19 protein-coding genes are annotated in these 21,633 nt (G+C 65.9%); 3 read left to right on the top strand and 16 right to left on the bottom strand.

The genetic code is table 11. From position 1 onward, the window contains the following. Positions 1-135 precede the first annotated feature (135 nt). From P7D22_RS01455 to P7D22_RS01445, 3 genes are all read left to right on the top strand, one after another. On the top strand, positions 136-951 hold the full coding sequence (locus P7D22_RS01455) for an FAD binding domain-containing protein (RefSeq protein WP_319932416.1): 816 nt from the start codon (positions 136-138) through the stop codon (positions 949-951). Next, entirely contained in the window at positions 948-3,665 is a 2,718-nt protein-coding gene (locus P7D22_RS01450; protein ID WP_319932415.1) for a molybdopterin-dependent oxidoreductase, read from the top strand. Before P7D22_RS01455 ends, P7D22_RS01450 begins: the two co-directional genes overlap by 4 nt. A 74-nt stretch (positions 3,666-3,739) precedes the next feature. Beyond that, positions 3,740-3,955: a YgaP-like transmembrane domain gene (locus P7D22_RS01445; protein WP_319932414.1), complete on the top strand. Its 216-nt coding sequence runs from the start codon at positions 3,740-3,742 to the stop codon at positions 3,953-3,955. Between the two features lie 42 nt (positions 3,956-3,997). On the opposite strand, the gene pheT is transcribed toward P7D22_RS01445, so the two are convergent. From pheT to P7D22_RS01365, 16 genes are all read right to left on the bottom strand, one after another. Beyond that, entirely contained in the window at positions 3,998-6,424 is a 2,427-nt protein-coding gene (gene pheT, locus P7D22_RS01440; RefSeq protein ID WP_319932413.1) for a phenylalanine--tRNA ligase subunit beta, read from the bottom strand. A gap of 39 nt (positions 6,425-6,463) precedes the next feature. Beyond that, positions 6,464-7,546, bottom strand: coding sequence for a phenylalanine--tRNA ligase subunit alpha (pheS, locus tag P7D22_RS01435; RefSeq protein ID WP_319932412.1), 1,083 nt, complete (start codon positions 7,544-7,546; stop codon positions 6,464-6,466). 177 nt (positions 7,547-7,723) lie between these two features. Continuing rightward, positions 7,724-8,092 (bottom strand): 50S ribosomal protein L20, encoded by a 369-nt coding sequence (rplT, locus tag P7D22_RS01430; RefSeq protein ID WP_319932411.1) that lies wholly within the window; start codon positions 8,090-8,092, stop codon positions 7,724-7,726. Between the two features lie 38 nt (positions 8,093-8,130). Further along, positions 8,131-8,331, bottom strand: a complete 201-nt coding sequence (gene rpmI, locus P7D22_RS01425) for a 50S ribosomal protein L35 (protein WP_319932410.1) — start codon at positions 8,329-8,331, stop codon at positions 8,131-8,133. A 336-nt stretch (positions 8,332-8,667) separates the two neighbouring features. After that, positions 8,668-9,195 carry a DUF2934 domain-containing protein gene (locus P7D22_RS01420; protein WP_319932409.1) on the bottom strand — a complete coding sequence of 176 codons (528 nt, stop codon included), beginning with the start codon at positions 9,193-9,195 and terminating at the stop codon, positions 8,668-8,670. A gap of 2 nt (positions 9,196-9,197) precedes the next feature. After that, positions 9,198-9,458, bottom strand: coding sequence for a hypothetical protein (locus tag P7D22_RS01415; protein WP_319932408.1), 261 nt, complete (start codon positions 9,456-9,458; stop codon positions 9,198-9,200). 108 nt (positions 9,459-9,566) lie between these two features. After that, positions 9,567-10,061, bottom strand: a complete 495-nt coding sequence (locus P7D22_RS01410; RefSeq protein ID WP_319932407.1) for an MmcB family DNA repair protein — start codon at positions 10,059-10,061, stop codon at positions 9,567-9,569. 129 nt (positions 10,062-10,190) lie between these two features. Further along, positions 10,191-11,123: a sugar-binding protein gene (locus P7D22_RS01405; RefSeq protein ID WP_319932406.1), complete on the bottom strand. Its 933-nt coding sequence runs from the start codon at positions 11,121-11,123 to the stop codon at positions 10,191-10,193. An 83-nt stretch (positions 11,124-11,206) separates the two neighbouring features. Further along, positions 11,207-12,241 (bottom strand): ABC transporter permease, encoded by a 1,035-nt coding sequence (locus P7D22_RS01400; RefSeq protein ID WP_319932405.1) that lies wholly within the window; start codon positions 12,239-12,241, stop codon positions 11,207-11,209. Then, positions 12,241-13,020: an ATP-binding cassette domain-containing protein gene (locus P7D22_RS01395; RefSeq protein ID WP_319932404.1), complete on the bottom strand. Its 780-nt coding sequence runs from the start codon at positions 13,018-13,020 to the stop codon at positions 12,241-12,243. The genes P7D22_RS01400 and P7D22_RS01395 overlap by 1 nt, the downstream gene beginning before the upstream one ends. Positions 13,021-13,106: 86 nt before the next feature. Continuing rightward, complete coding sequence (locus tag P7D22_RS01390; protein ID WP_319932403.1) at positions 13,107-14,081, bottom strand: ABC transporter ATP-binding protein; 975 nt, start codon at positions 14,079-14,081, stop codon at positions 13,107-13,109. Next, positions 14,078-15,082 carry an ABC transporter ATP-binding protein gene (locus tag P7D22_RS01385; RefSeq protein WP_319932402.1) on the bottom strand — a complete coding sequence of 335 codons (1,005 nt, stop codon included), beginning with the start codon at positions 15,080-15,082 and terminating at the stop codon, positions 14,078-14,080. The genes P7D22_RS01390 and P7D22_RS01385 overlap by 4 nt, the downstream gene beginning before the upstream one ends. After that, positions 15,082-15,999 carry an ABC transporter permease subunit gene (locus P7D22_RS01380; RefSeq protein ID WP_319932401.1) on the bottom strand — a complete coding sequence of 306 codons (918 nt, stop codon included), beginning with the start codon at positions 15,997-15,999 and terminating at the stop codon, positions 15,082-15,084. Before P7D22_RS01380 ends, P7D22_RS01385 begins: the two co-directional genes overlap by 1 nt. Beyond that, the gene (locus tag P7D22_RS01375; protein ID WP_319932400.1) at positions 15,989-17,005 is read right to left on the bottom strand and encodes an ABC transporter permease subunit; all 1,017 of its coding nucleotides are present in this window, start codon (positions 17,003-17,005) and stop codon (positions 15,989-15,991) included. Before P7D22_RS01375 ends, P7D22_RS01380 begins: the two co-directional genes overlap by 11 nt. Before the next feature lie 53 nt (positions 17,006-17,058). Next, positions 17,059-18,660 carry an ABC transporter substrate-binding protein gene (locus P7D22_RS01370; protein ID WP_319932399.1) on the bottom strand — a complete coding sequence of 534 codons (1,602 nt, stop codon included), beginning with the start codon at positions 18,658-18,660 and terminating at the stop codon, positions 17,059-17,061. 131 nt (positions 18,661-18,791) lie between these two features. Then, positions 18,792-21,527: an MGH1-like glycoside hydrolase domain-containing protein gene (locus P7D22_RS01365; RefSeq protein ID WP_319932398.1), complete on the bottom strand. Its 2,736-nt coding sequence runs from the start codon at positions 21,525-21,527 to the stop codon at positions 18,792-18,794. Between the last annotated feature and the right edge of the window lie 106 nt (positions 21,528-21,633).

Genomic DNA, 21,633 nt, shown 5'->3' with positions numbered 1-21,633 from the left:
CGGCATCGTCCGCTCCCATACGGGCGAATACTGGTGCTTGCTGCGAGGCTTTAGCGCCTCCGCCTGTGGCGTCCCGGCATTTGCCGGCAAGCGCCTGGCCCGCTACGTGCTTCCCATCGGCCAGGAGCTCAGTTCATGGACCTCAACACGGTGGAGGCCGTCCTCAGGCCGGCCACGCGGCACGACCTGCAGCCGTTCCGTCCAGGCGACGCCTGGCTCGCGGGCGGCACCTGGCTTTTGTCCGAACCGCAGCGGCATCTTCGTCGACTGATCGATCTTTCGAGCCTCGGCTGGCCGGCGCTCGAGGTCGGGCCCGACGGTCTGTCGATCGGCGCGACCTGCCCGGTCGCCACCCTGGAAAGTTTCGAGCCGCCGGCGTCTTGGCGGGCCGGTTCGCTGATCGCCGCGTGCTGCCACGCGCTTTGGGCTTCCTTCAAGATTTGGAACACCGCAACGGTGGGCGGCAACCTGTGCCTTGCCTTGCCGGCAGCGCCGTTGATCTCCCTCGCGGTGGCGCTGGACGCCAGCTGCCTGATCTGGACCTCGGACGGGACCGAACGTCGCCTCCCGGCGCTCGATCTCGTTCTCGGCCCGCAACGGACGGCGCTCGCACCAGGCGACTTGCTGCGTCGCATCGACATTCCGGCAGCGGCCTTCCGGCAAAGAAGCGCCTTTCGCCAGATGTCGTTGACGCCGCTCGGCCGCTCGGCCGCCCTGCTGATCGGCACGCGTCACGACAGCGGCGAGTTTTGCCTCACCGTGACGGCCTCGACGCCGCGGCCGTTGCGGCTCGCCTTCGATCAGGTGCCCAGCGCAGAGGCCCTCCGGCATGGCATCGACGCGACGATCCCGATCGCCGCCTATTTCGACGATGTTCATGGCGCCCCCGACTGGCGCCAGCACCTCACCCGCCATCTGGCCGAAGAGATCCGCGCGGAGCTTTCGGCATGAAGGTGAATGGCGTTGCGGTCTCGACAGCACCGCGACCGGGCCAGTGTCTGCGCACCTTTTTGCGCCAGGAAGGGTGGTTCGGGGTCAAGAAGGGCTGCGACAGCGGCGATTGCGGTGCCTGCACGGTGCATCTCGACGGCAAGCCGGTGCACAGCTGCCTCGTCCCCGCCTTCCGGGCCGAAGGCCATCAGGTCACCACCATCGAAGGGCTGAGTGACCGCAACCTGCACCCCGTGCAACAGGCCTTCCTGGCCGCGCAGGGATACCAATGCGGCTTCTGCACCGCCGGCATGGTGATGACGGTCGCGTCGCTCGATCAGGGACAGGTCCGCGATCTGCCTGCAGCACTGAAAGGCAACCTGTGCCGCTGCACCGGCTATCGCGCCATTGCGGATGCGGTGGCCGGCGAAACCCACGTCGAACATCCGGGGCCGGGTCTGGCGATCGGCCGCAATCTCGGCGCGCCCGCCGGGCCGGATATCCTCCGCGGTCAGGCCCGCTACACCATGGATATCGCGGTAGACGGCCTGACTCACATGAAGGTGCTGCGCTCGCCGCACGCCTCGGCCCGCATCCGCTCGATCGACGCTAGCGAGGCTTGGCAGGTGCCGGGCGTCATTGCGGTCCTGAGCCACGAGGATGCGCCGCAAAGGCTGTTCTCGACCGGCCGGCACGAGCACGATACCGACGATCCGGCCGACACGATGGTGCTCGATCCCGTGTTGCGCTTCGTGGGCCAACGTGTGGCGGCCGTGGTGGCCGAAACCGAGGCTGCGGCCGAAGAAGCATGCGACCGGCTGCATGTCGACTACGAGGTTTTCGAGCCCGTGCTGGACCCCGAGACCGCGATGCGGCCGGGCATCGCCAAGGTTCACGACAAGCCCGCGGGGGCGGCGCGCATCGCCGACCCGGACCGCAATCTCGTGGCGGAGCTGCATGGCGAAATCGGTGATGTGTCCAAGGGCTTCGCGGCCGCGGCCGTGATCCATGAGGCGACCTACCACACGCAGCGCGTCCAGCATGCGGCGCTGGAAACCCATGGCAGCATCGGCTGGCGCGACCCGGATGGTACGCTGGTGATGCGGACGAGCTCGCAGGTGCCGTTCCTCACCCGCGACGCCTTGTGCCGGCTCTACGATCTGCCCCGCGATGCCGTGCGGGTCTTCGCGCCGCGGGTCGGCGGCGGTTTCGGCGGCAAGCAGGAGATGCTGACCGAGGATCTCGTGGCGCTCGCGGTGCTGAAGACCGGCCGCCCCGTGAAGCTCGAGCTCACGCGGGCCGAGCAATTCAGTGCCACCACGACGCGCCACCCGATGCGCATCCGCCTGAAGATCGGCGCCACCCGGGATGGGCACCTGACAGCCATAGCGATGGATATGCTGTCGAACACCGGCGCTTACGGCAACCACGGCCCGGGCACGATGTTTCACGGCGCCGGTGAATCGCTTGGGGTGTATCGCTGCCCCAACAAGAGGGTGGACGGCCATGTGGTCTATACGAACAGCGTGCCGGGCGGCGCCTTCCGGGGCTATGGCCTGAGCCAGACCGTCTTCGCGGTCGAATCCGCGATGGACGAGGTGGCGCGTCAGCTTGGGATGGACCCTTTCGCGTTTCGCCGCCGCAACGTGGTGCGCCCCGGCGACGCGATGGTGTCCTACGACGAGGTGCCCCACGACGTGCATTACGGCAGCTACGGGCTCGACCAGGCCCTCGATCAGGTCGAGGCGGGGCTCGCCCGCATCGATCCGCCGGCGCTCGGCCCCGACTGGCTGATCGGTCGCGGCATGGCGCTGTCGATGATCGACACCGTACCGCCGCGCGGCCATTTCGCGGATTGCCGCATCGCGCTGGCGGCGGATGGCTTCTACGACCTGACGGTCGGCACGGCCGAGTTCGGCAATGGCACCACCACGGTCCACGCCCAGATCGCAGCGACGGCCCTCGCCACGACGGTGGACCGCATCCGTATCCACCAATCCGACACCCGCCATGGCGGCCACGACACGGGCGCCTATGGCAGCACCGGAACCGTGATCGCCGGCACCGCCACTCAGGCGGCCGCCACGGCGCTCGCGGCGGTGCTGCAGGACTTGGCCGGGCGGTTGGCCCCGAACGCCGCCGATTGCCGACTGACACAGGATTGGATGCTGGTGGATGGTGACGGCCTAGCCCTGGCGGAGCTCGCGGCGGCGGGCATCGAGCTTGGGGCGAAGCTCGACTGCACCGGCCATTCCACCGGCACACCCCGCTCCGTGGCCTTCAACGTGCAGGGCTTCGTCGTCGCGGTGCACCGGCAGTACGGCACCCTGCGCATCCTGGGGAGCCTGCACGGCGCCGACGCCGGCACCGTGATCAATCCCATGCAGTGTCGCGGCCAAGTGGAGGGCGGCGTTGCCCAAGCCATCGGCGCCGCCTTGTTCGAAGATCTCCGGATCGACCCGGATGGCGCTGTCTCGAATGCGGCGTTCCGATCCTACCACATCCCAGGGTTCGCCGATGTGCCGCGCACCACGGTCACCTTCGCCGACACCTATGATTCCGTCGGGCCGCTCGGTGCCAAGTCGATGAGCGAGTCGCCTTATAACCCGGTGGCGCCGGCGCTCGGCAATGCCATCCGCGACGCCATCGGTCGACGCCTCCTTGCGACGCCCTTCTCGGCCGAGCACATCTTTCGCGCCTTGCAGAGCGCGCCGCCGGATGCCGTCGCTCCGTGACGGAACCTCGTCCCGCCGTATCGGTTCAGTGCACGGGCGGCGCGGATGCTCCGCCAGTGCAACAGGAGTTTCCGATGTCGTCGCGGCTTCCCGATTTCCCGGCCCAGGGCGGGCACATTCAAATGCCCGAGCGGGCCATCTCGGTCGTGGCCGGGCTGGCGCTGGCCGCTGTGGCGGCCCAGCCGCGACCCAACAAGATCCTGAGCATTCTGGCGCTCGGGGCCGGCATCTTCCTGGCCTATCGCGGGGCTACAGGCTATTGCCCGGCGCGCGCCGCGCTGGACGTTTGATCGTTTTACACACGTGACGGCCGGGGCGCTTCGCCCCGCGCCTTAGCTGCGCAGCACCGCTCCGGTCTTACGGCCGACCTCCTCCACCACCCGACGCGTGAAGGCCTCGAGATCGGCTTCGGTCAGGGTCTTGTCCCGCGGCTGAAGCGTGGCGGTCACGGCGACCGACTTTTTCCCTTCGGGCACACCCGGCCCTTCGTAGACGTCGAACACCGTCGTCCCGGCAAGAAGCGTCCGTTCGGCCGCCTGTATGGCCTTCAGGATATCGGCTGCCGCGACGCCACGATCCACCACGAAGGCGAAGTCGCGGTCGAGCGGCATCAATTCGGACACATCGAGGCGGCCCTTGGCCCGAGTGGGCTTCTGCTTCGGCGCCGGCAAGGCATCGAGGATGATCTCGAAGCCCACCACGGGTCCCGTGCCGCCAAAGCCGTCCAACACCTTGGGATGGATCTCACCGAAACTGCCGATCGGCGCCTTGGGGCCGAACTGCAGCGTACCGGATCGTCCCGGATGCAGGTAAGCCGGGCCACCCGCCACCACCTGCAGGCCGCCGGTCGCGATGCCGAGGCTCGCCAGCAGCGTCAGCACGTCGGCCTTGGTGTCGAACACCGATACGGCCGCAGGGGTCTCCCCCCAGCGGCGGCCCGCACCGCTGACACGCGCCGTGCCGCGCCGGATGCCGGCGACCGCGATCCGCTGGTCGCCTTCACCAGCACCGCGGAACACCTGTCCGACTTCGAACAGGGCGACGTCGCCTTGACCCCGCTTGGCATTGCGCTCGGCCGCAGCCAGAAGACCCGGCAGGAGGCTCGGGCGCATATCGCTGAGATCGGCCGCAATCGGGTTCGCCAGCGCGAGATCATCCTGGCCACCGCCGAACGCGATCGCGCGCTCATGCGACACGAACGACCAGGTGACGGCCTCCAGCAGCCCACAGGCGCTCAGGCTGCGCTTCGCCAGGCGCGTACGCTTCTGCAACAACGTCAGCACCGGCGTCGGCACCGTGGCTTCGGCACGCCGCAAGGGCTCCGGCACCACCTGATCGAGACCGGCCAAGCGGACGATCTCTTCGACGAGGTCCGCCTTGCCGTGCACGTCGGGCCGCCAGGACGGGACGCGGACGAGCGCGCTGTCGTCCTCATGGCTCAGCAGCTCGAAACCGAGGCGTTCCAGGCTGGCCGCCATCTCGGCTTGCGGGAGCGCCAAGCCGGTCAGCCGCCGCACCTCGCTCCAGGGGAACAGGATCCGATGATCGGGCGTCGGCACGGTGCCGGCCACGACCGCTTCGGACGGCTCACCACCGCAGAGTTCAACGATCAGAGCGGTGGCCCTGTCGAGGCCCGACAAGCAGAAAGCGGGGTCGACACCGCGTTCGAAGCGGTAGCGCGCATCCGTGTTGAGGCCGAGCTTGCGCCCGGTGCGCGCCACCTGCAGCGGCTCCCACAAGGCGCTTTCGACCAGCACTTCCGTGGTGGCCGCATCGCAGCCGGACGCCTCGCCACCCATGATGCCGGCGATCGATTCCGGCCCCTTGTCGTCGGCGATCACCAGCACGTCGGCGTCGAGCGCGTAGCTGCGACCATCGAGGGCCACCAGGGTTTCCCCTGGTCGCGCCCGGCGCACCGCGAGGTCGCCCGTCACCTTTGCGGCGTCAAACACGTGCAGGGGGCGCCCCTGATCGAAGGTCAGATAGTTGGTGACATCCACCAGTGCATTGATCGGGCGCAGCCCGATAGCGCTGAGGCGCCGCTTCAGCCAATCCGGCGAGGGGCCGTTGCGGACGCCCCGCACGCGCCGCAGCGCGAAAGCGGGGGCCAGGGCTGCATCGTCGCCCACGAGGTCCAGCCGCACCGCCACGCCGGCAGTGCCCTGCGCATCGACATGGCTCGAAGCCCGCGGCCGCAGCGTGCCAAGACCGGCGGCCGCAAGGTCACGGGCAATGCCGTAGACGCTCGCGGCATCGGGGCGGTTGGGTGTCAGGTTGATCTCAATGAGCGGGTCATCGAGCCCCGCATAGGCCGCGTAGGACACGCCAACCGGCGCGTCGCTCGGCAGATCGATGATGCCGTCATGCTCGGTCGACAGGTCGAGTTCGGCCTCCGAGCAGAGCATGCCCTTCGATTCAACGCCGCGGATCACCCCTTCGGCGATGGTGATGTTCTTGCCCGGGATGAAGGTGCCAGGGGGCGAGAAGACCGACACCATGCCGGCCCGCGCATTCGGCGCCCCGCACACGACCTGCAACGGCGCGCCCTGCCCCGTATCGACGGTGCAGACCCGCAGCCGGTCGGCGTTCGGATGCTGCACGGCGGCCAGCACCCGGGCGACCGTGAAGCTCTTCAGCCGTTCGCCAGGATTATCGAGATGTTCGACCTCGAGGCCGATCCGCGTCAGCGTTTCGACGATCACGTCGAGCGACGCTGTCGTGTCGAGGTGATCCTTGAGCCAGGAAAGGGTGAATTTCATGCGAGGCAACCAGGAAACGCGAAACAGGAGCGGACGAGATCAGCCTGAAAGGCCACCAGTCAGCGTCGGGATGTCGAGCGGGCGGAAGCCATAGTGCTTCAACCATCGCACGTCCGCCTCGAAAAATGGGCGTAGATCCGGCATGCCATATTTCAGCATGGCGATACGGTCGATGCCCATGCCCCACGCAAAGCCCTGGTATTCATCCGGATCGATGCCGCAATGGCGCAGCACATTCGGATGCACCATGCCGCAGCCAAGGATTTCCAGCCAGTCGTCGCCCTCGCCGAAGCGAATCTCGCCACCTTTGCGCGAACACTGGATGTCCACCTCCATGGAAGGTTCCGTGAACGGAAAGAACGACGGCCGGAAGCGCATCTTCACCTGGTCGACCTCGAAGAAGGCGCGGCAGAACTCCTGCAGCACCCACTTCAGGTTGGCGAGATTGGCGGTCTTGTCGATCACCAGACCCTCGACCTGATGGAACATCGGCGTGTGGGTCTGGTCGGAATCGCACCGATAGGTGCGGCCCGGGCAGATGATGCGGATCGGCGGTTTCTTGTTGGTCATGGTGCGAATCTGCACCGGGCTCGTATGGGTGCGCAGCAAATTACGGGCGCCGGTCGCGTCCGGCTTGAAAAAGAAAGTGTCGTGCATCTCCCGGGCCGGATGGCCCTCCGGGAAGTTCAGCGCCGTGAAATTGTAGAAGTCGGTCTCGACGTCCGGACCTTCGGCAATCGAGAAGCCCATATCGCCGAAGATGGCCGTAAGCTCATCCATGACCTGGGTGATCGGGTGAATGCGACCGAGCGCGACCGCCTCGTCACGAACCGGCAGGGTGACGTCGACGGCCTCCTGCTGCAACCGGGCCGCGAGCGCCTGCTCGCGCAAGGTATCGCGCTTGGCCGCCAGGGCCTCAGCGATACGATCCTTCAACACGTTGATGGCAGCGCCGCTGGTCTTGCGCTCGTCGGACGACATCTTGCCGAGCGTCGCCAGCAGGGCCGAGACGGAGCCCTTCTTGCCAAGCGCCGCAACGCGCACGGCTTCGAGCGCCGCCTCTGTATCGGCGGCCGCGATGTCGGCCGTGAGGCGCTGTTCGAGCTCTGTGATGTCGGTCATGATCCGGCCTCAAGAAAAACGGAGGCCGCTCCTGTCCCTTGCCGCATTGTAGGCAAAGGCTGGCCTCCGCGTACAGCGAAGGTCGGATGAGGGCGATACCGGCATCCGGTCCCCCTCATCCGCCACGGCGTTGCCGTGACACCGTCCCCCGTTGGTGGAGGACGGATGGTCGTTGGGTCAGGCAGCCTGGGCCGGAAGGGCGCCCTTGGCCTTTTCGACTATGGCCTTGAAGGCCTCCGGCTCGTGAATGGCGATCTCGGACAGGACCTTGCGGTCGATCTCGATGCCGGCCTTGCCGAGCCCGTCGATGAAGCGGCTGTAGGTCAGCCCGAACTCACGCACGGCGGCGTTGATGCGCTGGATCCAAAGCGCGCGGAACGTGCGCTTCTTGTTCTTCCGATCGCGGTAAGCATATTGCATCGATTTCTCGACGGCCTGCTTGGCGATGCGGATGGTGTTCTTGCGACGACCATAAAAGCCTTTAGCGGCGTCCAGGGTCTTCTTGTGCTTGGCGTGCGAAGTGACGCCGCGTTTGACACGTGCCATGGGAAAAAATCCTGATCAGAGAGACGGAAACAGCGCGATCAGCTGTTGGGCAGGAAGAACTTGATGATGTTGTCACCATCGCTCTTGAAGAGCACGTTCGTGCCGCGGTGGTTGCGGATCTGCTTGTTGGTCCTCTTGATCATGCCGTGACGCTTGCCGGCCTGCTGGTACTTGACCTTGCCGGTGCCGGTGATTTTGAAGCGCTTCTTTGCGCCTGACTTGGTTTTCAGCTTGGGCATTTGGCTCTCCACAACGATCGAGCCCGCGCACCCGAAGGCAGGCAGGCCCTGAACACTCAACAAAGTCGAGCAAGACCAACCGCCACGGCAGCCCTGATGAGCCGGACGGTTCGAGGACTGGCTTATAGGCGTATCGTCGCGCCTTTCGCAACTCCTACGGTCGCAGGATCGGGAAACAATGATCCGCGAGCCAAGCGGAACTGCAGCACCGGTCCCACCGCGACGTTCAGCCGTGAAACGAGGCGAAGCAGGCCTGCCCGCAGTGCCGAAAGCGCCGGCGGCTCGGAACAACAGCGATGCGAGCAGACCCCCTGGACTGCTCGCATCAACAGATCGTCAGGCTTTGCTCCGCCCCCCCTTGCGAGGTGCATCGCCTTTGCTCGACTCGGACTTCGCTTTCTTAGGCGTCATGTTGGTCTTAGCCTGAGGGGCAGACTTGTCGCCATCCGGTGCAGGCTGCTCACCGGCCTTTGCGCCTTGCTCGGCGACCTTGCCACGACGCGCCTTGCCGGGGATGCCGGGCTGATCCGAGGTGGGAACCTCGACACTCGGCATCTCACCGTCCCGCGCCGAGGGGGTCGCAACGAAGTCGGGCTCGCGATCGGTGCTGGTCAGAAGGTTCTCGCCCTGATCCGTCAGGTTCGGCATGTCGCCCATATTGCGGATCGCCGCATCGGGTTCTTCGATCGGCTCTTCGGCTCCCGTGTCTCGCGGCAGCAAGGTGTCACCCAAGCTGTCGTGGATGGCGACGAGTTCGCGAGCCTGCTCCCAGTGATCCTGGTCGCGGCCATGGGGCCGCCCCGCAGCCTCCCATAGCTCATGGGCCTTGGTGGCAATGCGGTCGTGATCAGGATCTTGGGACATGGTCAGCTCCCGGGCGTGTCCAGTGGAAGGTCTTCGGCCTGACGGCGCACTTCTTCCTCGGTGTCGTCCAGCCCGTCGACGGTCTCGTCGGGAAGATCGGGACGGCTGTTCTCGGCCTGGGCCAAGTCCTCGTCCAGGTCGTCCGATGGGATGTCCCGCGTCACGCCTCCAACAATCCCGCTCGGTTCGTTGTCGGGATTGCTCAAGGGCCCTTCGCCACCGCGATCGAAAACCGGCAATTGTTTGTCCGCCGCGCGTGTCATCTTGGTGTCCTTAACGGGTGGGAGTCGTCGAAGCAACGCCTCGACCCGAGCCAAGTTCCGAACAGTGAAACAGCGGGTTGAAAAGTCACAAGTCCAAGAGTTCACGCCTCAAAACAGGCCGTGTTGTTCGCCCCAGCCATCCGGATCGCCGAGCCGGTGCAGCCGATGGGCGGCGGCCTGGCCGAACCGGATGAACATGGCCTTCCGGGTTGCGGCCGCGAGCCTCTTCTCGTTTGCCTCGCGAACGATCTCGGCCCCATAGGCGTCGGCCACGATCAGCCCCGCCTCCTCCGGCATGATGGCTGCCGGCATATCGGCCGGGATGGCGAAGAACAGACGATCGCAATGGGCCTGATAGAAGCGCCACTTGGCATCGGCCCGAAAATCCGCAACGGAGGATTTCACCTCGATGATCGTGATGGTGCCGTCCTGTCCGAGTGCCACGACGTCGGCGCGCCGCCCGTCGGCCAGGGGCAGTTCCGTCACGGTCGCATAGCCATGTTGGCGCAACAGGCGCCGCGTGCCGCGGGCGACCGCGCGGGCGGTTTCGGACTGGCGGCCGTCCTCTGGAAACTGAAATGCGGTTTGTGCCAGTGCGCGCACGATCGAGCCTTTACCTGATTCGAATCAGTGTACTCGAAGCAGGATTCCCGAGGGAATGCCGCACATTGGCGTTTTGCGTCGCCACGCGGAGATTGCTGGCCCGGCATCGCCGAGCCAGCAAGAAGCCGCTTACTTGAGGAAATTGCCGACGTTGTCCTTCGTGACGACGTCGAGGCCGACCACGTTGCTGACCGGCACCTTCTCGCCCTTCTTCAAGGCCAGCAGCATCTGCATGGCCTTCTGGCCCATCTCGTGCGGGCGTTGGCCGACCAGCACCTGGGCGTAGCCGTCCCTCAACGTCTCCAGTTCGACCGGCAGGGTATCGGGCATCACCAGCGGGAACTTGCCGGCCTTAACCTTGTCCATGTTGGCATCGACGTAGTTGCGATAGGCCTTGGGGGCGAACAGAGCCCAGCCGCCGATCGGGATGATGGCGCCGATATCCGGGTTTGCAGTGGCGAAGTCGGAAAGCTGCTGCGCCGCCAGGGCCGAATCATCGTTGCAGAAAGCCGGTGATCCCTTCACCTCGGTCCAACCCGCGCCTTTCAGCACCTCATAAAGGCCGGCGAGGCGATCGTTCAGGTTGGAGGCCGCGGGGCCGCCCGATTGCGTTGCGAAAGTGCTCGGCTGCGGATGCGCCTTGATCAACTGACGACCGAGTTCGCGACCCATCTCCTTGTTGTCCGTCCCCACATAGGCCTGGCGGACCGACTGGTCGGCATCGGCATCGAAGGTGATGACCGGGATGTTGGCGTCGCGGGCCTGCTTGATGACGCCGATGACGGAGTCCGCGTCGGCCACCGAGATCGCGATGCCATCGACGCCCTGCGAGATGAAGTCCTGCATGATCTGCACTTCGGTCGCCGGTTCGTGCGTGGCCGGGCCCTTGTAGATGCAGGTCACGCCGAGGGTCTTGGCCTCCTCCATGCAACCGTCGCGCGACAGGTCGAAATACGGATTGTCCATCCCCTTCGGGATCAGCGCGAATTTGTAGTTCTCCGCCGCCTGGGCGGACGACATCAGGGCGACGGCCGCACAGGCAGCCAGCAACAGGCTCTTCAAGGGATGGTCCTCCAAACGCGGTCCTTGATGGTCGTGCCGTGCCGGGCGGACCTACCCGGAACGAATTCACAAGATGCGCGCGCCTATTCGGGCTCGCGGCTGCGCAAGCGGTCGACCAGCACCGCAAGGATGATGATGGTTCCGACGAAGACCTGCTCCCAATAGGTGTCGGCCCCGAACAGCGCGAGGCCGTTGCGGATCACCTCGATCAGCGCGGCACCGATGACGGCGCCCACCGGGCCGCCGACGCCGCCAGCAAGATCGGCTCCGCCGATGACCGACGCCGCGATGATCTTCAGCTCGTAACCGAGCGCCAGATTGGCCGGCGCCGAGCCGAGCCAGCCGGCGATCAGGATGCCGGCCAGCCCCGCACTCATGGCGCAGAGCACATAGACCGAGATCTTTACTCGCGACACCGACACGCCGGTGAGCTTCGCGGCTCGTTCATTACCGCCCAGAACGAAGACATAGCGGCCCCAGCGCGTGTGGCGCAGCACCACACCCATGATGAGCGCCAGCACCAGCACATAAACGAGCGCCACCGGCAGACCGAACAAACGCCCATCCGTGACGGCATAGAAGGTATTGACCTGAGGACCACCGGGCGCCTGACCACGGCCTTGCGTGATGACGTAGGTGGCTCCTCGGCAGATCGACAGCATGCCAAGCGTCGTCACGAAAGGCGACAACCGGACCTTGGCGATCAGGAGGCCGTTGATGAGCCCGATGAAGGCCGCGAGGCCGAGGCCGCACACGACGGCGAGCGTGATGCCGAGATAGGGCACCGCCGCCACGGCGGTGCCGGCCAAGGCCTTCATGACGATCGTGGTCACCACCGCGACCAGCGCCATCGTCGAACCGACCGACAGGTCGATGCCCCCCGTGATGATCACCAGCGTGGAGCCGAGCGCCACGATGGCGATGTAGCTGAAGTTCTTCGAGGTGTTGAGAAGGTTGCCGGTGGACAGGAAATGCGGCGCGAAGATCGCGACCAGGGCCGCAATGGCCACAAAGGCCGTGGCCACATAGGCGGTCTGGGACGAGAAGCCGCTGTGCTTGTACCAGCGGCGCTCGCGGACGTTGCTGAACGACAGGGGATCGGCGACGCTGTCGGACATCACGCGAATTCCTTGGCGCCGGTGATCAAGGCCGTCACCTCCTCGGGGCTCGATTGGCTGACGAGCTTGTCGGCACGCTTTTCGCCGCGACGCAGCACCACGACGCGATCGCAGACCGAGAAGACGTCCGGCATGCGGTGAGAAATCAGGATTACGGCGACGCCCTGGTCTTTCAGCCGTCGAATGAGGTCCAACACTTCGGCCACCTGCCGCACCGAGATGGCGGCCGTGGGCTCGTCCATCAGGATCAGCTTGGCGTTGGCGAGACGGGTGCGGGCGATCGCCACCGCCTGCCGTTGGCCGCCCGACATGGATTTGACGAGGTCTTTCGGGCGCGTTTCCGACTTGAGTTCGCCGAACAGCTCCAGCGCCCTGGCGTTCATGGCCTTGTGGTCGAGGAAACGGAAAGGTCCGACCTTGCGCACCATCTCCCGGCCAAGAAACACATTCGCCGCGGCGGTGACGTTGTCCGACAGCGCGAGGTCCTGGTAAACGACCTCGATGCCGGCCGCCCGCGCGTCGAGCGGTTTGTCGAAGCGGTGCTCGACACCGTCGAAACGGATGGTGCCGTGGGTCGGATGAAAGTTGCCGGCGATGATCTTGACCAGCGTCGACTTGCCGGCGCCGTTGTCACCCATCAGGCCGACCACATCGCCAGACCGGATGGTCAAATCGATTCCCGACAGGGCACGAATGGCCCCGAAATCCTTGCCGATGCCGGACAGCTCGAGCACGGGCGAACCCGGCTGATGCGTCGGCGCAAGCGCAACAGCACCCACGTCCCCTCCCCCTCACGTCTTTTATTTATTGGGCGTGAGTGTAGGGGCGGGCGGAACCGGAACGCAACAGATATCGCGCGAAGCGCCTAGGCGTCGGCCGGCACCGCCCAGCAGGCCACGTCGCGGCCGTGCTTGCTGACGAGCGGCGGCTCGTCAACCCGGCACTTGTCAAAGGCGAGCGGACAGCGCGTGTGGAAGACGCAGCCCGACGGTGGATTGAGCGGTGACGGCAGCTCGCCCTTCAAGACGATGCGCTCGCGCCGCGCCGTCGGATCGGTGGTGGGCGTGGCGCTGAGCAACGCCCGCGTATAGGGGTGCTGCGGCGCCGCGAAAAGGGCCTCGCCGGTGCCGAGCTCCACCACATGGCCGAGGTAGATCACCATGATGCGGTCGGCGATGTGCTCCACCACCGACAGATCGTGCGAGACGAAGATGTAGGCCAGCTGCAACGTGTCCTGAAGGTCGGCCAACAGGTTGAGCACCTGGGCCCGCACCGAAACGTCGAGCGCCGACACGGGCTCGTCCAGCACCACGATGCGGGGCCGCAGCATCAGCGCGCGGGCGATGGCGATGCGTTGGCGCTGGCCACCCGAGAACATGTGCGGGTAGCGCGCCGCATATTCGGGACGCAGGCCGACCTTGTTCATGATGTCGCGAACGGCCGCCTTGCGGGCCTTGCCGTCCATGTCGGTCGAGACGATCAGCGGCTCCTCGAGCGCGGCCCCGACCGTCTGCCGCGGGTTAAGCGAACCGTAGGGGTTCTGGAACACCATCTGGATGTCGCGTCGCAGCGCCTTGGCGTCGCGGCGGGCGAGGTCGGCGACGTTGCGGCCGTCGATGGTCAGAGTGCCGACGGTCGGCTCCTCGATCAACGCGATGAGGCGCGCCAGCGTCGACTTGCCCGAGCCCGATTCCCCCACCACCGCCAGCGTCTCGCCCGCGTGCAGCTCGAAGCTGGCGCCCGCCAGCGCCTTGACGGTCGCGGCCTTGCCGAAGGTGCCCCGCTTCACCGCATAGTCGCGGCGCAGGTCATGGGCATGAAGCAGGGGGGCGGCACTCACGCGCGGGCTCCGGTCTGGTCGAGCACCAGCGGCGTCGGCCGGCCATGGACCAGCGGGATGTGGCAGAGCGCCCGCCCGAGGGCGGCATCCGCCTGCCGCGGGGCGTGGCTGTGACAATAATCGAAGGCAAAGCCGCAGCGCGGCGAGAACACGCAACCTGCCGGGCGGTCGAACTGGCCCGGCACGACGCCCGGGATGGCCGGCAGCCGCCCGCCCGTGGCGCGTTCCGGCAGAGCCGCCAGCAGGGCTTCGGTGTAAGGGTGGTGTCGGTCAGCGAAGAGCGCGTCGGTGGCGTTCGATTCCACCTGCCGGCCGGCGTAATGCACCTGAACCCGCGTAGCGGTTTCGGCCACCACGCCCATGTCGTGGGTGATCAGCACCAGGCCCATCTGGTTGGCCTGCCGCAACGACAACAGCAGATCGAGGATCTGGGCCTGGATGGTGACGTCGAGCGCCGTTGTGGGCTCGTCGGCGATCAACAGCTTCGGCCGGCAGGCGATCGCCATGGCGATCATCACGCGCTGGCTCATGCCGCCCGACATTTGGTGCGGGTAGACTTTCAGGCGTCGCGCCGGGTCCGGAATGCCGACCTGGGTCATCAGCTCCACGGCCCGGTCGCGCCGCTCGCGACGCCCCATGCCGAGATGGGCCTTCAGGGCTTCCTCGATCTGGAATCCCACGGTGTAGCAGGGGTTCAGCGAGGACATCGGCTCCTGAAAGATCATCGCCATGTCCTTGCCGACGATCTTGCGGCGCTGCCTGGCCGACAGGCTGCGCAGGTCGATGCCGTCGAAGGTCATGCGGTCGGCCGTGACGGTAGCGGTCCACGGCAGCAGGCCCATGATGGCCAGCATGGCGACCGACTTGCCCGAACCCGACTCGCCCACGATGGCCAGCACGTCGTTCGGCTCCACCACCACATCGACGCCATCGACGGCGCGGAAGCGGCCGCCGTGGGTGGCGAAGCTGACGCCGAGATTGCGGATTTCGAGGAGCGGCATCAGGACCGTCGCATCTTCGGATCGAGGGCGTCGCGCAGGCCATCGCCCATCAGGTTGATGGCCACCACGGTGATCAGGATGGCGAGGCCCGGGAACGTGACGATCCAGGGTTGCGACCGGATGAATTCGCGGGAATCGGCCAGCATGGCGCCCCATTCGGGTGTTGGCGGCTGGGCCCCGAGACCGAGAAAGCCGAGTGCCGCCGCCTCGAGGATGGCGTCCGAAATGCCCAGCGCCGCCTGCACCACGAGGGGCGCGAGGCAGTTCGGCAGCACTGTCGAGAACATCAGCCTGAGTTTGCCGACGCCCGCCACCTTGGCGGCCGTGACGTAGTCGCGGTCGCGCTCGCCGAGTGCCGAGGCCCGCACCAGGCGGACATAGCGTGGCAGGTAGACGATGGTCACGGCGACGATGGTGTTGGTCAGGCTGGGACCCAGGATCGCCACCGCCAGGATGGCGAGCACGAGGTCCGGCACCGCCATGATGAGGTCCATGATGCGGGTGATGACCACATCGACGACCGTGCCGAAGAAGGCCGAAGCGAGGCCCACCACGATGCCGACGCCGAGCGACACCACCGTCACCACGACGCCGATGAACAGCGAGACGCGGGCGCCATACATCAGGCGGGACAGCGTATCGCGGCCGACCCCGTCGGTGCCGAGCAGGAACCGCAGGCTACCGCCCTCTTCCCAGAACGGCGGTGCCAGGATGGCGTCGCGGAACTGTTCCGCAGGCGCATGAGGCGCCAGCACGTCGGCGAAGATCGCCACGACGCAGATGAGCACCACCACGACGAGGCCGAGGACGGCACCGCGGTTCTCGCTAAAGGCACTCCAGAAGGCGCGCAGCGAGGACGGCGGTCGGCCGGCTTCGGCCGTCGGCTCGGCCTCGAGGACGGCGACGTCAGCGGCCATGTCGGATCCGGGGATTGATGATGCCGTAGGTGAGATCGACGCCAAGGTTGACGATGATGACGACGGTGGAGATCAGCATGATGCCGCCCTGCAGCACGGGATAATCGCGACGCGAGATGGCCTCGATCAGCCATTTGCCGATGCCGGGCCAGGAGAAGATGGTTTCGGTCAGCACCGCGCCAGCCAGCAGCGACCCCGTCATCAGGCCGATCACCGTGGTGACCGGGATGAGGGCGTTGCGCAGGGCGTGAACGCCGACGACGCGCAGCGGCGAAAGGCCCTTGGCCCGCGCGGTCCGCACGTAATCCTCGCTCAACACTTCCAGCATGGAGGACCGGGTCATGCGGGCGATAACGGCCAGCGGGATGGTGCCGAGCACGATCGTCGGCAGGATCAGGTGATGCACCGCATCGAGGAAGGCCGGTCCCGGCGTGTCGCTGAACAGCGTGTCGATCAGCATGAAGCCCGTCACGGGCGTTATATCGTATTGGATGAGGTCGATGCGACCCGACACCGGCGTCAGGCCCCAACGCTCCCCCACCAGCATGATGAGCAGCAGGCCCCACCAGAAGATCGGCATCGAATAGCCGGTGACCGACAGGCCCATCAGGGTCTGGTCGTACCAGGAGCCACGCTTGGCGGCCGCAACCACGCCCATCGGCACGCCGAGCAGGATCGCAAAGATCATGGCGCAGGCCGAAAGCTCGACAGTGGCCGGGAACAACGTCGCGAACTCTCCCAGCACCGGATTGGAGGTGACCAGCGAGGCGCCGAAGTTTCCGTGCAGCAGCCCCCAGCCATAATCGAGGAACTGCTTCCAGACAGGCTGATCGAGGCCGAGGTCATGCCGGAACATGGCGAGCCGCTCGGGGGAGATCCCGTGTTCGCCCGTCCGCACTTCGACCGGGTCGCCCGGCACCAGCCGGATCGCCACAAAGGTGAGGAAGATCAGCGCAATGAAGGTCGGGATCGTCAGCGTGAGACGATTAAGGAGATAACGCAGCATGACCGATCGCCAGGGGGCGGGACGCGAAGGCCCCGCCCGCCGTTCGAGAACAGTTACTTGATGTCGACACCGTCGAACTGGAAGCGTCCGAGCGGGCTGATCTTGTAGTCCGTGACCTTCTTGTTCACCGGCACGTAGACGACCGAGTGGGCGATGTTCATCTCGGGCTGGTCGTCATGGGCGATCACCTGCATCTGCTGGTACAGCTTCGCACGCTCGGCCGTATCGGTGACGGACTTCGCCTTCTCCATATCGGCGTCGAAGTCCTTGTTGCACCACTTCGACAGGTTCTGGCCGCCGTCGCGGGCTGCCGCGCAGCCGAGCAGGAAGAAGAAGTTGTCCGGGTCACCATTGTCGCCGGTCCAGCCGAGTTGGCCCAGCATGTGCTCGCCGTTTTGCAGGCGCTTGCGATATTCGCCCCACTCGTAGGTCACGAGCTTCACGTTGACGCCGATCTTGGCGAGATCCGACTGCATCATCTCGGCGACCCGCTTGGCATTCGGGTTGTAGGGCCGCTGCACCGGCATGTACCACAGGTCCATGTCGATCGGCGTCTTCACGCCGGCCGCCTCGAGCATGCTCTTGGCCTTGGCGGTGTCGAACGCATAATCCTGGATGTCGTTGTTGTAGCCCAGCAGCGTCGGGGGGATGAGGTTCTTGGCGGGCTGCCCGGCCTCGCCGTAGACCTCCTTGATGATCGCCGCCTTGTCGATCGCCATGGAGAGCGCGATGCGCACCTCCTTCTTGTCGAGCGGGGGCTTCTTCACGTTGAACGCCATATAGCCGATGTTGAGGCCCGGCTGCGACATGAGGTCGAGGGCGGCGTCCTTCTGCAACTCGGGCAGGTCGGCCGGGCGCGGATAGGCCGCCACCTGGCACTCACCCGCCTTCAGCTTCGAGACACGCGCCGTGGCATCGGCCGTGATGGCGAAGATCAGGTCGTCGATCGCCGGCTTGCCGCCCCAATAGGTCGGGTTGGCCTTGAAGCGGATCACCGCATCCTTCTGATAGGACGAGAACACGAAGGGACCGGTGCCGACCGGCACCTGGTCGAACTGCTCGGGCTTGCCCTTCTTCATCAGGGCGTCGGCATATTCGGCCGACTGGATCGTGCCGAAATCCATCGCCAGATTGGCAAGGATCGGCACATTCGGCTCGTTCAGATGGAGGATGACGGTGTTCTCGTCCTTCTTCTCCCACTCCTTGACGAGCTTGGGCATGTCCATGTCCGAATAATAATCGAACTTGCCGCCCGAAACCTTGTTGTAGGGGTTCTTCTCATTGTACTGGCGATCGAAGGACCAGATGACGTCGTCGGCATTGAAGTCGCGCGTCGGCTTGAAATCCTTGGTGGCGCCGAACTTCACGCCCTTCCGAAGGTGGAACGTGATGGTCAAACCGTCCGGGCTGATGTCCCAGCTCTCGGCCAGACCGGGCTTGAGCTTGGTGGAGCCACGCTCGAATTCGACGAGTTGATCGAAGACCGGGCGCGCCGCGTCGAGGCTGGTGCCGGTGGTGTTCATGGCCGGGGTGAAGTTCTCGGGCGACCCCTCCGAACAGAACACCAGCGTCTTGGCCGAAGCCGCCGTCGACCCCAGCAAAAAAGCCGCCAGCCCGAGTCCTGTTCCAAGGCGACGCAAATCAATCGTGATCATCACAATCCTTAACGGTCGAGGCTGACGGCGGTCCACTTGGAGCGTTCCGGCCTTCATCGAAGCGCCTTTTTAGAGGCGTTGCAAACCAATTGAAACGGCGTCGCTGCTCAAAGGCTTAACAGCAGGCGCCTTTATGGTGCGCTTTGCACACCATTCTCGGGCACGCTTCCCGGGCTGACCGGCATCAGCTTGCCGCCGTGGCGCAGCCGGGGTTGCAGCAGCAGCGCCACAAGGCCGCTCCAACCCGTCTGGTGGGTGGCGCCGAGGCCCTTGCCGGTGTCGCCATGGAAATATTCGTGGAACGGCACCTGGTCGCGGAAATGCGGGTCGTCCTGGAACAAGGGCTCGTCGCCCAACACCGGGCGTCGTCCTTTCCCGTTCCTAAGGAAGAGGTTCGACACGCGGCGTGCCAGTTCGTCGGCGATCTCCGACAAGGTCAGCATGGCCCCCGACCCCGTCGGGCATTCGATGGTGAAGTCCTTCGGATAAAAGGTTTCGAACTCGTAGAGGGCCTCGATCAACAGGACGTTGATCGGCATCCAGATCGGGCCGCGCCAGTTGGAATTGCCGCCGAACAGGGTCGTGGCCGACTCGGCCGGCTCGTAATCGACGATGAACCGGGTGCCGCCGTTCTCGTAGACGAAAGGCTCCGCGGCATGCACCTTCGACACCGAGCGCACGCCGTAGTCGGACAGGAACTCGGTTTCATCGAGCATGCGCCGCAACAGCGCCGTCATGCGCTGTCGTCGCAGCAGCGACAACAGCAGGCGGTTCTGCTGCCCTGGCTCCTCCCAGCGGGACACGAGCTCGGCCAGATCCGTTCGGTGCGCGAGGATCCAGCGCAGCCGCGCCACGAAGTTGGGGCAGCTCGCCTCGAGGTCGCCATCCAGCACTTCGACGGCACAGATCGGAATGAGGCCGACGAGCGAGCGCACCCGCAGGGGCACGCGCGATCCGTCCGGCAGGTTGAGCATGTCGTAATAGAACCCGTCCTGCTCGTCCCACAGCCCGCTGGATGCCTCGCCGCTTTCGCCCATCGTGGTCATGGCTTCCGCGATGTAGAGGAAATGCTCGAAGAACTTGGTGGCGATATCCTCGTAGACCGGATTGTCGCGCGCCAATTCGAGCGCGATCCGCATCAGGTTGAGCGCATACATGGCCATCCAGCCGGTGCCGTCCGCCTGGGACAGGAAGCCGCCGGTCGGCAGCGGCTTCGAGCGGTCGAAGACGCCGATATTGTCCAGCCCCAGGAAGCCGCCCTGGAAGATGTTGCGGCCGTCCTTGTCCTTGCGGTTCACCCACCAGGTGAAGTTCAGCATCAGCTTGTGGAACACGCGCTCGAGAAAGGCGCGATCGCCCACCCCGGTGAGGGCACGGTCCATTTCGTAGACCCGCCAGGTCGCCCAGGCATGCACGGGCGGGTTCACGTCGCTGAAATTCCACTCGTAGGCGGGCAGCTGGCCGTTGGGATTCATGTACCATTCGCGGGTCAACAGGATCAGCTGCCCCTTGGCGAAGGCGGGATCGATCAACGCGAAGGTCACGCAATGGAAGGCGAGGTCCCAGGCCGCGTACCAGGGGTATTCCCATTTGTCGGGCATCGAGATGATGTCGGCGTTGTCGAGGTACGGCCAGTCGGCATTGCGGATCGTGCGATGCTCGGGCGGCGGCGCCGGCTGGGTCGGATCCCCGGCAAGCCAGCGACGCACGTCGAAGAAATAGCGCTGCTTCGACCACAGCATGCCGGCCAGGGCCTGACGCTGCACGAGGCGCGCATCGGGTTCGGGAATATCGGCCTGCAACGCCGCGTAGAAGGCGTCCGCTTCGGCGATGCGATCCCGCAGCACGGCCTCGAAGCCCGCCTCGTCGAGCACCGCCGCCTCAGTGGGTGCGAAGCGGAACCGCAGGGTCACGCTGGCGCCGGCCGGGACGTCGAGCCGCACCAGGGCGGCGCATTTGGTGCCTTGCCGGGCCGGGTTGACGGCCTCCGTCCTGCCCCGCGTCACAGCATCGTTGATGCCGTCCTTGAAGAAGCCCGGGCGGGGCTGGCCAAACAAACGGCCGGTGTTGGTGTCATTGTCGCAGAACAGGAAGTCGCAGGGCTGCAGGGCCGTGAAGCAGCGCTGCCCGGTCCCTGCCCGCTCGGCCAGAATCCGCTCGGGCGCGCACTGCTTGAGGCTGGGCCTGGCCGCCCGGTCCGACCACGACCAGGTGTTGCGGGCCCAAAGATGCGGCAGCACGTGAAGCGAGGCTGGGTCGGGGCCGCGGTTGGCCACCGTCACGCGCATCAGGATGTCGTCGGTGCCGGCCTTGGCATATTCGACCGTGACGTCGAAATACCGGTTGTCGGCGAAAATGCCGGTGTCGACGAGCTCGTATTCGGCCTGCGGATGGGCCTTGCGGCGGTTGTTCTCGGCCACGAGGTCGTCGTAGGGGAACTCCGCCTGCGGGTATTTGTAGAGCACCCGCATATAGGAATGGGTGGGGGTGCCATCCTGGTACCACCACAGTTCCTTGACGTCCTCACCGTGGTTGCCCTCGGCATTGGTGAGGCCGAACATGCGCTCCTTGAGGATCGGGTCCTGCCCGTTCCACAGCGCCAGGGCGAGGCACCAGAACTGGTGATCGTCGCTGAAGCCGGCGATGCCGTCCTCGCCCCAGCGGTAGGCGCGCGATCGCGCATGATCGTGCGGCAGGTAATCCCAGGCGTCGCCGGACGCACTGTAGTCTTCCCGCACCGTGCCCCACTGGCGCTCGCTGAGGTAGGGCCCCCAGCGTTGCCAGCCCTGGTCGGACGCCAGCAGACGTCGCCCCTCGACCGTATCCAGGAGGGAGGGAGGATCAGGCGGTGAAGTCTCAGCGGGCACGCGGCGGCTCCAGGAAGGCTGCGGCCGAACCTGAGCATCGTCGGCATCGCGCCGCAAGGGCGCGGCACCCGGGAAAGCCCAGGCCGCGCATGGCGGCCTGGGTTGT

The organism is Lichenihabitans sp. Uapishka_5 (assembly GCF_033947565.1).
GTDB lineage: Bacteria > Pseudomonadota > Alphaproteobacteria > Rhizobiales > Beijerinckiaceae > Lichenihabitans.
Note: the sequence above shows the minus strand (reverse complement) of the source record. Positions and strands in the feature narration are given on the sequence as shown.

Bases quoted from the DNA above. Each gene is read 5' to 3' on its own strand.
- P7D22_RS01455 (WP_319932416.1), top strand. From the start codon at position 136: ATGGACCTCAACACGGTGGAGGCCGTCCTCAGGCCGGCCACGCGGCAC.
- P7D22_RS01450 (WP_319932415.1), top strand. From the start codon at position 948: ATGAAGGTGAATGGCGTTGCGGTCTCGACAGCACCGCGACCGGGCCAG.
- P7D22_RS01445 (WP_319932414.1), top strand. From the start codon at position 3,740: ATGTCGTCGCGGCTTCCCGATTTCCCGGCCCAGGGCGGGCACATTCAA.
- pheT (WP_319932413.1), bottom strand. From the start codon at position 6,424: ATGAAATTCACCCTTTCCTGGCTCAAGGATCACCTCGACACGACAGCG.
- pheS (WP_319932412.1), bottom strand. From the start codon at position 7,546: ATGACCGACATCACAGAGCTCGAACAGCGCCTCACGGCCGACATCGCG.
- rplT (WP_319932411.1), bottom strand. From the start codon at position 8,092: ATGGCACGTGTCAAACGCGGCGTCACTTCGCACGCCAAGCACAAGAAG.
- rpmI (WP_319932410.1), bottom strand. From the start codon at position 8,331: ATGCCCAAGCTGAAAACCAAGTCAGGCGCAAAGAAGCGCTTCAAAATC.
- P7D22_RS01420 (WP_319932409.1), bottom strand. From the start codon at position 9,195: ATGTCCCAAGATCCTGATCACGACCGCATTGCCACCAAGGCCCATGAG.
- P7D22_RS01415 (WP_319932408.1), bottom strand. From the start codon at position 9,458: ATGACACGCGCGGCGGACAAACAATTGCCGGTTTTCGATCGCGGTGGC.
- P7D22_RS01400 (WP_319932405.1), bottom strand. From the start codon at position 12,241: ATGTCCGACAGCGTCGCCGATCCCCTGTCGTTCAGCAACGTCCGCGAG.
- P7D22_RS01385 (WP_319932402.1), bottom strand. From the start codon at position 15,082: ATGCCGCTCCTCGAAATCCGCAATCTCGGCGTCAGCTTCGCCACCCAC.
- P7D22_RS01380 (WP_319932401.1), bottom strand. From the start codon at position 15,999: ATGGCCGCTGACGTCGCCGTCCTCGAGGCCGAGCCGACGGCCGAAGCC.
- P7D22_RS01375 (WP_319932400.1), bottom strand. From the start codon at position 17,005: ATGCTGCGTTATCTCCTTAATCGTCTCACGCTGACGATCCCGACCTTC.
- P7D22_RS01370 (WP_319932399.1), bottom strand. From the start codon at position 18,660: ATGATCACGATTGATTTGCGTCGCCTTGGAACAGGACTCGGGCTGGCG.